The organism is Escherichia sp. 94.0001 (assembly GCF_013369155.2).
GTDB lineage: Bacteria > Pseudomonadota > Gammaproteobacteria > Enterobacterales > Enterobacteriaceae > Escherichia > Escherichia coli_F.
This window is the reverse complement of record NZ_JABWMS020000087.1, coordinates 1-12,252: the sequence shown is the minus strand read 5'-3', so window position 1 is coordinate 12,252 and position 12,252 is coordinate 1. Positions and strand designations below refer to the sequence as shown.

The following is a 12,252-nucleotide window of genomic DNA, read 5'->3' as shown; positions in this document are numbered from 1 at the left end:
AATCCGAAAGGTGCTGTGCTTTTCGGATTATTATTATCTGATTAAGATAATTGTCACGCCAGGCTTACTGGGTTATAAATGTTAATCATGATTCTTATAAATTATTTATTGCTGTTTTGGTTACCATTACTTCGTAATAAGTAATGTATTTTTGATAGTTTAAACTATTTTTAAGGGACGGCATTATGCGAGGAAAAATACCTAAAACGGAGCTGCTGGTGACTTTTGAGGTCGTCGCACGACATGAAAGTTATACCAGAGCGGCAGAGGAGTTAGCGTTAACCCAAAGTGCTGTATTCAGACAAGTAAGTGCGCTGGAGGAATTTTTACATACTCCGTTATTTTCACACTCTAAAAAACGCATTTTTCTTAATGATGCAGGGAAGTATTACCTGGGGATAGTAAAAGAAACATTAAATAAGCTGGAGCGCGATACCAATACGATTATGACATGGCAGCCTACGGTTCAGGTTATTGAACTTGCCGTTAATCCTACTTTTAGTACCCACTGGTTAATCCCAAATTTACATGAATTCACAAAGTTACATCCCGATATTATTGTTAATATTCATTCTTTAGCTAATAACGGCGATTTTCTTAATCGGGAGTACGATGCTGTCATTATGCGCGAAAATTTTTGCGCGCCCTGGGCGGAAGTAGAATATCTCTTTGAAGAGGAGATTTTGCCGGTATGCAGCGGCAGTTTGCTTGCAATGTCCGATCAAAAACTGTCAGTGGCAGAACTGCTTACTGAGTTACCACTTCTGCATCAAAGCACCCGTATTACTGGCTGGGAAGAGTGGTTTGCTTTATCTGGCGTTAGCAGTCCGCTGGTCAATAACGGACCACGTTTCGATTTGCTTTCAATGCTGATTGCCGCCGTGCGCTCTAATCTCGGCGTGGCGCTGTTACCACGGTTCGCTATTCAACATGATTTGGATAGTGGCGATATGGTGATTCCCTGTGATGTGCCTATTCGTACCGGTAATCGTTTTATTATGACGTGGCAGGAAGAGAAGTCTGACTCTCCGCACTTGCAGCAATTTCGTGAATGGTTGCTGGCGAAATCGGTCGTACCGCAGGAGATGTAAAACCTGCGCCTGGCGGGATGCCAGGCGCAGTTATTACCAGTCGATCCCCGGCTGGGCCTGAATGCCGTTATCAAAAGCATGTTTGACGGGGCGGATTTCACTTACCGTATCCGCCATTTTTAATATCTGACTGTGGCAACCGCGTCCGGTGACAATGACACTTTGTTGTGCCGGACGGTTTTGCAGAGAAGTGATCACTTCTTCTGTATCCAGATAATGGTAAGCCAGCATATAGGTGAGCTCATCAAGCACCACTAAGTCGTAACGCTTGTCAGCCAGCATCCGTTTGCTTTCCGACCAGACCTCTTTCGCCGCATCGATATCCGCTTGCCGGTTCTGTGTCTCCCAGGTAAAACCGGTTCCCATAATATGAAACTCCACTCCCAGCGGCTGGAGAAGATTGTATTCGCCGTTGTCCCATTGCCCCTTGATGTACTGCGCAACCCCCACCGTTTTGCCATGGCCCACCGCGCGCGTTACAGTACCAAACGCGGCAGTGGATTTCCCTTTGCCGTTGCCGGTGAAAACAATCAAGATCCCTTTTTTCTCTATCGCCGCCGCGACGCGCGTATCGACCTGTTCCTTCAATTTCTGCTGGCGCTGCACATGCCGTTCAGTTGAAATTCGCGCTTCCATTCATTTTCCTTAATGTCCCGCAGGGCAACTGGCGCAGCGGTGTTGCTGCTCAAACTGGCTAAAGAAATTATTGCCTTTATCATCAACCAGGATGAATGCGGGCAGATTTTCCACTTCCATCATCCACACCGCCTCCATACCCAGCTCCGGGTATTCCAGGCAACGCAGACTTTTGACATATTCTTGCGCCAGTAACGCAGCTGCACCGCCAATACTTCCCAGATTGAAGCCGCCATGTTTGTGACAGGCATCGGTGACCTGCTGGCTGCGGTTACCTTTCGATAACATCACCAGACTGCCGCCAGCCGCCTGGAAGGTTTCGACATAACCGTCCATTCGACCGCCCGTGGTTGGACCCAGTGAACCGCAGGCCATGTTCTCCGGTGTTTTCGCCGGGCCAGCGTAATAGACAATATGATGCTTCAGGTAATCCGGCATCGATTCGCCGCTATCCAGCCGCGCTTTTATTTTTGCGTGGGCGATATCGCGCGCCACTACGATGGGACCACTTAACGACACGCGGGTACCTACCGGTAATCTGGCGAGATCCTGCATCACGTCACGCAACGGACGATTTAGATCCAGGTGTACATGTTGCGCGTGATTTTCTTCCCGCAATGAGGCTGGAATATATTGCCCCGGATTGTGTTCGAGTTTTTCCAGCCAGATACCGTGCTCGTTAATTTTGGCTTTGATATTGCGATCGGCAGAACAGGAGAGCGCCATAGCTATCGGGCAAGAGCCACCGTGACGCGGCAGACGAATGACGCGAATATCATGAGCGAAATATTTACCCCCAAATTGCGCACCAATACCAAATTGCTGACTGGCCTCGAGCAACGCTTTTTCCAGCTCAATATCACGGAATGCTTGTCCCTGCTCGTTTCCGCTGGTGGGCAAATTGTCGTAATATTTCGTAGAGGCCAGCTTGGCAACTTTTAAGGTTTGATCGGCTGAAAGCCCTCCGACGACAAAGGCGATGTGGTAGGGCGGGCAGGCGGCCGTGCCCAACGATTTCATTTTGTCGATTAAAAACGCGGTCAGTTTTTCTGGTTGCAATAAGGATTTGGTTTCCTGATAAAGCGCGGCTTTATTGGCAGAGCCGCCCCCTTTATTAATACAGAGAAAATGGTACTCATCACCAGCGACGGCGCTGATATCAATCTGCGCCGGTAGATTGGTGTACGTATTGACTTCGGTATACATATCCAGCGGCGCATTTTGTGAAAAGCGCAGATTATTTTCCTGAAAAGTGGTGTAAATGCCTTTGCTTAAGGCTTCGGCGTCGTTGCCTCCGGTCCATATCTGTTGCCCTTTACTGGCAACAATAGTTGCGGTGCCGGTATCCTGACAGTTGGGTAATACCCCTTTTGCTGAGACTTCAGCATTACGTAATAACTGCAACGCAACGTATTTATCATTACTGCTGGCCTGCGGATCGTTAAGAATGCTGGCGACCTGTTGCAAATGAGCGGAACGTAAGAAAAAAGAGGCTTCATAAAATGCCTGCCGGGCAAGCAGCGTTAATGCTTCAGGAGCGATTTTTATTACTTCTTCGCCGTCTAATTCCGTTACTGTAATATGTTGATCGCTAATTAATGTATATTCTGTACCGTCTTTATTTTGTAGAAACGGTTCTTGCCAGATAAATGGTTTGGACATATTTCACTTTTCACCTTAAACGTTAGTGTTACTTAATTGCCGTCTAACTTCATGATCCGGCTTATAAAAATGCGTAGTCATTGGCTTCTGATTGCTTAAGATCCCCCTCAGGGCAGAGCAACGTTCGATTCATTGGGTTTTAATGCTTTACCCCGACAGCCCTCGCCGAAATGTTCGCCTTCCCACCGACTCACCATCGCAGCGCCCATTGCGTTGCTCATGACGTTTGTCGCGGAACGCCCCATATCAAGGAACGGATCAACGCCCATCAGCAAGATCAGCCCCGCTTCCGGAATATTGAACTGGTTGAGCGTGGCGGCGATAACCACCATTGAGGCGCGTGGTACGCCAGCCATTCCTTTCGAGGTCAACATCAGGATCAACAGCATGGTGATTTGCTCACCGATGGATAAATGGATATTGCAGGCCTGGGCGATGAAAACTGTGGCGAAGGAGCAGTAGGCCATTGATCCAACGAGATTAAATGAGTAGCCAATGGGTAAGACAAAGCTGGCAATTTTGGGGGAAACGCCAAATTGCTCCAGTTTTTCAAGCGTTCCCGGAAAAGCAGCTTCAGAACTGGATGTGGTAAATGCCAGCAGGGCGGGTTCTGAAAGGGCGCGGGTCAGGCGTCTGATGCAGGGGCCGACATAAACGATGGCCAGACCGATAAGCAGCACCCAAAGTAATAACATGGTGAAATAAAATTCACCCATAAAGATCCCGGCGCTCACCATAACTGCCAGTCCTCGTTCAGCAATCAATGCTGAAATAGCGGCGAATACGGTCAGGGGAGCGAAGAGCATGACGTAGCCAGTGAGCTTTAACATGGCATGTGCCAGCGAATCTAAGGCGTGAACGATGGCGCTGCCTTTCTCACCAATCGCCGTCAGGCTACAGCCGAGGAAAATTGAGAACACCACGATTTGCAAAATTTCATTGTGCGCCATGGCATCGACAATGCTGGTGGGGAAAGCATGCGAAATAAATACTTTTAGTGTAAAGGGTTCTGACGCGACCACTCCGGTGGTTTCGGCACCGTGTGCAACAAAATTAATTCCTGTGCCTGGCATGAAGAAATTTACCGTTATCAAGCCTAAGGCAATTGACAGCAATGAGGCGCAAATAAATAAAAAGAGTGTTTTAGAAAAAATACGACCAAGGGCTTTGGCATCGCCCATTTTAGCAATACCTACCACCAGGGTAGAGACTACTAACGGAGCGATAATCATTTTTATCAGTCGTAAGAAAATCGTCGTGAATATCGATATTTCTTGCGCATAGAGTTTTGCTGTTTCCGGTGAAGCAGTGTTATTGAGCACTACGCCGATAATCATTCCAAGTACCAGCGCCAAAAGAATCATCGTGGTTAAACTTATTTTCTTCATTTTTTCCTCCATCAGGTGCACGGCGATAAATCAGAATCAGGAGAAGTAGATGCCCGAATAGAGATTCAGGCATCTACCTGCTATTACAACCTTACAAATAGCTGAAGTGTTGAACTGCAATAAGTGACTGGATGTCAGTTGGCTAAAAGTGTTCGGATTTTTACAAATCGAAACTCATATTTAATAAAGGTGCATGTTGCTGTGCGCCATAGACATCATTGTCACCTACATTCCCGGAGATAATATCTCGTGGCATGACAATTTTTACTGCGTTAGAAGGATCAAACCAGACAATACGATGAATAAAGTCAGGTTCAACATGATATAAGCGCGCAATCAGTTCTGGGGTCAATTGCCCTGATGATTTGACTCGCTCATAGTTTTCTTTGGTTTTAAATAAAATATCTAAAACCAGTTCGTAAGGTCCGGCATTTTTCGAACGAATGACTTGCGCCAGTGAGACAATTGACTGTTTCATGCCTGAACTCCTTCTGGCGTCACTTGTTCAATATGGAAATCAAAACGCAGAGCGTCGTTGGCTTCAATCAGGTGATATATGGAAAATTCGTATACCGGCCCGCCCTGGATATCAGAAGGGGAGAACGGGAACGCCAGGTTGCCTGCGGTAGCGATGCGGTTTTCATAGCCGTAGTGCAGCATGGTAGAGCGCACCAGCGAGCAAACGCTGTTGGCAATTTCCTGGGTCGGTGCAACTACATCAAGGACAATCCCCAGCTCATGCCCGGCAGTTTGCATCGGTTCATGGTCACCCATCACCCCGTTTTTGCCGTACAGGTGGAAATTGATGCGAATGCTGTCATCGTCTAAGGACAGATTACGCGAAACGCTGGTTTTGACTTCATCGATGATGTTATCGATCCCGGCGATCATGATCGGGTCGCGCGTTCCGGCGATGGTCAAACAGCGGAAACCCACCCGCCGCGCACCTTCCAGTTTCAGGGCATAGGGCGTTTCTTCATGCTTAGAACCGCTGACGTAAACTTCGCCATCATTGATCGCTTTAAATGTGCAACCTTTCAGGTTCAACACGCCGCCAGGTCCTGGCAGGAAGTAGGGATCGGATTTCTCATACAGTGTGTGTGCAGCCGCTGACGTTTCGGTAAATTTACGCTTCGGATTAAATGTCTTCAGCGTAAAGCCGTTGTCATCAATGATGCCCATCGCACAGTCAGAGCCTGAGCCGGGCGTTGCGGCGATTGCCGCGCATTCAAGGATTTTCCCACAATGCAGCGCCAGACCTTCATCAAAGCCTTGCATGATCGGTAGCGCAGCAAAGCAGGCCGGGTCGTAAGCGCGCCCGCCCAGCACCACTTGCGCGCCTTCTTTCAGCGCCTGCTGGAAGGGTTCGACGCCCATTTGCGCGACGATATACGTACTTTCGTCAATCGCGTCGTGGGTTAACGGCGGGACAAAATCCAGCGCCGTGATTTTGCCGTTATCCAGCGCCTGGTGGACGATGGCTTTGTCAACGTCTGCCGGGATCAGCGCCATCGAGAACGCGAGGTGCTCTTCCCGGGCAATCTCATGAATTATTTCTCGGCACCACTCCAGGTGTGGAGCTGCACCAGAACCGCCGGCCGTTCCGATCACCACCGGTATATTATTTTGCACGCCTGCGGTGATCATATAGCGTAGATCGCGTTTGACCCCTGCGCGATCGGTAAACGGTTTGCCCGCCCCGAGGTAGTGGGGGCCAGGATCGGAAGAGCCTGCATCAACGGCGATCAGATCGGGCGATTCTGCCATCGCTTTGCGGAAGCTCTCTTCCGGGAATCCATACCCGAGGATTGCCGTTGGCGATAAGACTTTAAAAGAACGAGCCATTTGTTAATCCTTAGCCTGCAACAGCGCGATAGTACGATTCATTTCGTTGAAGACGATATCGAAGCCTTCGTCAAAGCCCATCCCCGGTTTTACCAGCATACGCATAGGGCGAGCGGCAAGGGCGACGTGGACACACGTGCGGGCGCTGACATCGGTTTCATTGCAGGTGCCGCCCTGGTACGCTTCCATGCTGTGGCTGTTGCAATAAAGAACTGCATCGACGATGTTGTGAATACTGCCCAGATCCGGGGTTTTGATTTGCACCATGTGGCAACTGGCGGCATCAGTGAAATCAACAATATCCTGGTAGGTGTTACACCATTCATCGGCCACGATTTTCACGCCGGAACCGAGGCGCGTCAGCTCTTTGGTAATCGCGGTCAGCAGGCGGATTTGATCGGGCTTGTTACCGGCATCGACCGGCCCCTCAATGTAGAGCGGCAGGCCTTGCGCCTCTTTTTCCAGACTGGCGATGTATTGCGCACAGCGAAGCGGATCCATATCGAAGATCAGACCGATAGTGCCGTATACATCGATGTGCAGGGTAGGGTGGTAGCGTGCGCTGGTGCGCTTGCTCAGAATACGATCCGACAGCCAGCGGACATATTCGCGCAGTTTTTCACCTTTAAAGCCCAGTTTCTCTTCGACGTTATTAATCAGCGCATGGGGCAGCACGTCGATGCCCTTAAGGATCATCTTATCGACGGCGATATATCGATCGTCGCCGCTCTGACCAAATAATGGAATGGATTCCGCCACGCGTGGCAACTGCCATTCATCACAGACCACTTCAGTTTTCAGACGGCCGGTTGCCAGCGCGGTAGCATCAAGCAGCGCCTGTGATAATCCGTAACGTACGGCGGTATGCAGCAAGTTGCCGTCAATACGCAATTTGTCGAAGAAACGGGCATTCGGCAGGAAAGCATCCACATCGCGGCCTACCAGTAATGGCTTGATATGGTCGTTGAGGAACGGAATAAAGTGCTCTGCGAGGAACAGTGGATCGCGACCGCCTGCCCCGGAATACTGTACGGCAGCACAGTCGCCTACGGCGACCGCACCGTTTTCCAGAATCAACTGAACCGAAACGCACTCCCCGGCCTGACGTACGGCGTTAAACCCCTGTGTTACCGGCTCTCCGGTATAAAAAAAGCCGTCGTGACCCGCTCCGTTTTTTATCGCCTGCTGATCATCGAAATAGAATGAGGAGTAGCCAGCGGTAAAAAGGGCCTGTTTTATTTTCATTATGGTCTTCCTATTAATTTACTGTGGGATACAGCATTGATGTCATCTACAACCATCTGGAATGTCGGTTGGCGTCCTTCAAAGCGCGCGCGTTCAGCAACGTAATCGTGGTGGAGGTCGAGAATATCTTTTGGCAATGGAACGGCTCCGGCTTCCAGTACGCGTATCGCGCCGGTGTTGTCACGGACCGGAAGAATTTTGCCTGCGTTGCAGGCGGCTGGCGCAAACGGCACATCCAGTACGCCCGCTTCAAATGCCAGCACCGTACCGCGCGCAATATCACCATTGCCCAGTTCGAACACTTTGTTCAGTACAGCGCGAACCTCGCTCTTAATCAGTTCAATTTCTAGTTCAACCGCCGGGCACGGCGGGAATTTCTGCTCGTTGACCATGTTGAGCATCTGGCGGGAGGCTTTTAGCCCCTGAATGTTGGCAGCAGCAGTCGGGATGCCCCAGGCTTCGTGCGGACTTTTGGTGATGACTTTGGTAGCACCAGACATCCCCGCGACGGCAGCACCCCAGGAGATAATGGCGAACGCTTTCGATTCGTCCTCCGGAAAGCCTCCCATCCACTGGTGAAACACGGTACTTAATTCGTAGTCGGTATAGCCATAGCTCTGAAAATATTCGTGTGCAAGTTCCCGCAGAGACTGGATCGCCGCAACATCCTGCGTCAGGCTACCGACCTGACCATAACCAACGGTGACAGACTTCACACCCTGTTCCAGTGCCAGCAAGCCTTCGATTATTGCGATAGAGTGCGAGATAAACGGCGGGATTAGCGTACCCGTTAGTGGGCCAAACGGTTCGCGGTTGATGCGGATCCCGTGTTCTTCATACATCCCCATTAAACGGTCGCAGTACTGCCAGTCGCGGATCGATTTTTCCAGCGTTACGCGCTTGGCATACGGAATATTGTAGGAAATGCCGCCGCCTTCATAACTGGTAAAGCCGCTGGCCATCGAGATTTCAGCCAGCAGACGCGCATCTGGCGTGCCGTGGCGGATCTGTAGCGGTTTTTGCAGAGTTTCGGTGAGGCGACGGCAAGCTGCGACGCCGTGGTTAACTACCGGTAAACCGTTCAGTTTAGAGGTTCCGGCTTCGATGGATTTTTTAATCCCTACAGCCGCTTCTTCGTACCGATTCAGACGGGTATATGCATCGATAGTGCTCGGCAGCAGATCGCACTCTTCTTGTAGTGTTTTCAGTAGTTCGATGTGTTCGTCCATCAGCGCCACGCCTGCGCGCGGTTGGCTAAGGGTTTTACCTTCCTTGTCTGCTTTCAGCAGGGCAAGAGAGAAGCGTTTATGCTCAGGAATGGTTTGTTGGTATTTAACGCCATCTTCAAAGTTTTCAACATCCTTGCCGGTTTCCCAGGTTTTCAGTACCTGTTGCCGCTCGGTCATGAATTCGTCATGGGTTAATTTCTTATTTCGAAGTTCCATTGATTGCAGCCTTAATTGTTATAGGGTTAAGCATTGAATACTGGTGCGCGCGGCGGCCAGCGGATCGACTCTGGCGACGTTTGCCAGCAGTGGTAATAGCCCCCGGGAATCGCGGTAATATTCAAATTCGGTCGGTAAGAGAATGCGTTTGCCGTCGTCGTTTAACTCGCGGTATTTCAACCAGCGATGCATATCGAACTGACTGGCACGCGAGAGCCATCCGCCGGATCCAACGACTTTACGCACAGTTGTCAGGTCGCGTCCCATCTGTAAATCGACATTGCCGATGCAGGTGCAGACCTCTTTTTTGGTGCCCGCATGTCTTTCGGTGGCATAACCCACACACAGTCCGGCCAGGACGGTATCGAAATATTTTTCATCTGCATTCGCGGGTAAGTAGTCGGGATGAGCGACTAGATGACGGAGGTAATGATAAAAAGCGTCCAACTGTGCGGGTTGCTGAGCAAAATTCACACTGACTAACTCTTTCGCACTTTCACCAACCACCATTGCCGAGACGCGCATTCCCAGATCGCCTTCCACCGTCCGTTTTACGAAGGGTTCCGGTACGCCATGTAAAACAGTGTCGGGCGAGAGCGTGTTGGCACAGGCGGAATAGACATCGGTGGTTGCGCCGCCCATGTCGATCAGCATGAACTCTTTCCAGCTGTGATCGACGTTACTGATTGCCTTAACCAGTTCAAAGACCGTCCATGGTGTCGGCATTGGTTCTTCGCCTGTTTTATCAACAATGACATCCAGCCCTTTCCCTTTAACGATGCGTTTAAGGAATATGTCGCAGATAGCCTGGCGTGCAGCTAAAGGGTTCGGATGGTCAAGATCGGGTAGAACATTGTCGACGATGGTCAGGTCTTTATGCCCGAGGATCTCCTGCACCTCATCCTGAATATCCCGGTTTCCGGCATAAATAATGGCGCAGTCGAGTTTGGATTCTGCCAGCACACGGGCGTTATTCAGTCCGTAACTTTCTTCTCCGCCGTCGGTGCCGCCGGTGAACAAGAGAATATCGGGCTGCGTTTCTTCCAGTGCCTGGATATCACGGCGGTTCAGCTTGTAGGCGTAATATTGCGCAATTTTAGCACCCGCAGAGTGAGCGGTTACTTTCGCGGTTTCCAGGGTGATAGAAGGCACCAATCCCATTGCGGCAACCGCCAGCCCACCTTTGGCAGAGGAGGAATACTTCAATGCAACCTCACCGCGGTTTAACAGGGGGAGGGCATTATCTACGTTTAACACCTGGTTAAGGCTGGAGAAAAATCCCTCTGCCAGATGATGGATGGTGGTTGGGGTCAGAACGTGGTTAACCAACGTTAACGCGTCCCCCTCCCGGGTGAAGAGGGCTGCTTTGGTCCACGTCGATCCAATATCGACAGAGACGATTTGCATCAGATTGCCTCTTCAAGAATGCGAGTTTCAACGCCATGACGTTGGTTGATATCGCGGGCCATCAGCTGGCAGACATCTTCTAAGTCATGACTTGGGGCGAAGACGCGATCAAATCCCATCTCTTTGAACTTGGTTTCCACGTCAGCGAAGTCATGTTTTCCGACCACCAGGTTACCGCCCACATAGAGCAGGATGTTACCCAGCCCACGCTCGATGCAGCGTTCGCGCATGCCCAGACAATCGATATCGCCATGCCCATAGATAGAGGAGACGACAATCGCGTCAGCGCCAGTTTCAATGGCAGCATCAATATATTCGTCCTGGCTGACCATTACGCCCAGATTAATGACTCTGAAGTCATGGTTGCTAAAAACGCGGTCCAGAACTTTATTGCCTACTGCATGGCAGTCCGCGCCAATAACGCCAATCACAAGTGTTGCTTTCTTCATGGGTAATCCTTTGTAAGACAGAGAGTAAATTAAGTTACACACGTCGTATTTATGGCCGTTCATAACGGCACAGGTTTAATATCAGAGGAGTGTCTTTATCTGACCGTAATGTTGCAATTGATCTATTTTCAAAATGTCTTTCGGGAAATGATTGTTTAAAATGTGTTTTTAAATTCTCATTTTAATTCAGCGTGTTATGTCAACTAATGTCATGAATGTTAAATTTTTAAAATTAACTTGATTTGATGTATTGAGATAATTGTGATCAACTTCTAATTTGCATTTTGGGGAGATTTTTTAGCCATGAGTAATACATTTTGTAAAATTTAACTTGAATTTCACTGCAATTCATCTCTGCTTAATGTAAAAAAAATGTTGAATATAACAAATGGTTAATGATTTATACGAATTATGCCCTTTGTTAGTTCTTTTGATTGTTCGTAAAAAAGAGAGGCACATGAAGGTGCTACTGTATGAGTAACGTTAAGCAAAGATTCTAATACTTCTGGCATAAATGCAGGACAGGTTCGCACAGAGTGGATTTAATCAGTATAATCCTCATAAAATAGTTCAGAATTATTTGAATCGTTAACGGTGATTTGATGTCGATGTTCAGAAATAGCTGAGTCAATCAATGAAGACAGTATCGAAAAAATGACTGTGTCAGAACTAATTTCAATTAATCCTTCTCGTTGCTGACCAAAAAAGATATTTATCTTGATTTCATTTGTACTACGGCAATCAATATGCAGTAATTTTTGATCGCTGAGATTTTCTGTTTCATAAATGTTTTTGGCGATAGTCGGATGTATTGATGCCAGACATCTGCTCAGATAAGCCAGATCCTTTAGGGAACACCCCGCAGAGTAGAGGATGTCAGAGAATTTTTGTGTGTCAACTGTTGTCTCTGAAGCGTATGTTGCATTGACAGGAAGAGTATTGAAAGAAATCTGAGATGGTATCATTATTTAAATCTTTCCGTGAGTAATAAAAATTAATCCCCAGGTATTGTTTAGTAATATTTACCATAGGGGATATATAGAAAATTAAAGTATTTTATTGGCTTCGGTTAACTGATCTATAA

General features: G+C 48.7%; 11 protein-coding genes. 1 reads left to right on the top strand and 10 read right to left on the bottom strand.

The window, feature by feature from the left end:
* Positions 1-185: 185 nt before the first annotated feature.
* Positions 186-1,091 carry a LysR substrate-binding domain-containing protein gene (locus HEN33_RS22600; RefSeq protein ID WP_001214260.1) on the top strand — a complete coding sequence of 302 codons (906 nt, stop codon included), beginning with the start codon at positions 186-188 and terminating at the stop codon, positions 1,089-1,091.
* A 33-nt stretch (positions 1,092-1,124) separates the two neighbouring features.
* Here the strand turns inward: HEN33_RS22600 and cobO are convergent, their stop codons facing one another.
* The 10 genes from cobO to HEN33_RS22550 form a co-directional block, all read right to left on the bottom strand.
* On the bottom strand, positions 1,125-1,727 hold the full coding sequence (gene cobO, locus HEN33_RS22595) for a cob(I)yrinic acid a,c-diamide adenosyltransferase (protein ID WP_000388209.1): 603 nt from the start codon (positions 1,725-1,727) through the stop codon (positions 1,125-1,127).
* 9 nt (positions 1,728-1,736) lie between these two features.
* The gene (locus tag HEN33_RS22590; protein ID WP_176263626.1) at positions 1,737-3,389 is read right to left on the bottom strand and encodes a class I fumarate hydratase; all 1,653 of its coding nucleotides are present in this window, start codon (positions 3,387-3,389) and stop codon (positions 1,737-1,739) included.
* Positions 3,390-3,496: 107 nt separating this feature from the next.
* Positions 3,497-4,777, bottom strand: coding sequence for a dicarboxylate/amino acid:cation symporter (locus HEN33_RS22585; RefSeq protein ID WP_000724204.1), 1,281 nt, complete (start codon positions 4,775-4,777; stop codon positions 3,497-3,499).
* A 160-nt stretch (positions 4,778-4,937) separates the two neighbouring features.
* Positions 4,938-5,255 (bottom strand): DUF4387 domain-containing protein, encoded by a 318-nt coding sequence (locus tag HEN33_RS22580; RefSeq protein WP_000813947.1) that lies wholly within the window; start codon positions 5,253-5,255, stop codon positions 4,938-4,940.
* Positions 5,252-6,622 (bottom strand): acyclic terpene utilization AtuA family protein, encoded by a 1,371-nt coding sequence (locus HEN33_RS22575; protein ID WP_176263627.1) that lies wholly within the window; start codon positions 6,620-6,622, stop codon positions 5,252-5,254. Before HEN33_RS22575 ends, HEN33_RS22580 begins: the two co-directional genes overlap by 4 nt.
* Positions 6,623-6,625: 3 nt before the next feature.
* The gene (locus HEN33_RS22570) at positions 6,626-7,867 is read right to left on the bottom strand and encodes a methylaspartate ammonia-lyase (protein ID WP_176263628.1); all 1,242 of its coding nucleotides are present in this window, start codon (positions 7,865-7,867) and stop codon (positions 6,626-6,628) included.
* Positions 7,867-9,312, bottom strand: a complete 1,446-nt coding sequence (locus HEN33_RS22565) for a methylaspartate mutase subunit E (RefSeq protein WP_176263629.1) — start codon at positions 9,310-9,312, stop codon at positions 7,867-7,869. The genes HEN33_RS22570 and HEN33_RS22565 overlap by 1 nt, the downstream gene beginning before the upstream one ends.
* A gap of 18 nt (positions 9,313-9,330) precedes the next feature.
* Positions 9,331-10,719: a methylaspartate mutase accessory protein GlmL gene (gene glmL / locus HEN33_RS22560; RefSeq protein ID WP_176263630.1), complete on the bottom strand. Its 1,389-nt coding sequence runs from the start codon at positions 10,717-10,719 to the stop codon at positions 9,331-9,333.
* Positions 10,719-11,168 carry a methylaspartate mutase subunit S gene (gene glmS, locus HEN33_RS22555; RefSeq protein ID WP_105278149.1) on the bottom strand — a complete coding sequence of 150 codons (450 nt, stop codon included), beginning with the start codon at positions 11,166-11,168 and terminating at the stop codon, positions 10,719-10,721. The genes glmL and glmS overlap by 1 nt, the downstream gene beginning before the upstream one ends.
* A 542-nt stretch (positions 11,169-11,710) precedes the next feature.
* Positions 11,711-12,133 (bottom strand): hypothetical protein, encoded by a 423-nt coding sequence (locus tag HEN33_RS22550; protein ID WP_077882822.1) that lies wholly within the window; start codon positions 12,131-12,133, stop codon positions 11,711-11,713.
* Between the last annotated feature and the right edge of the window lie 119 nt (positions 12,134-12,252).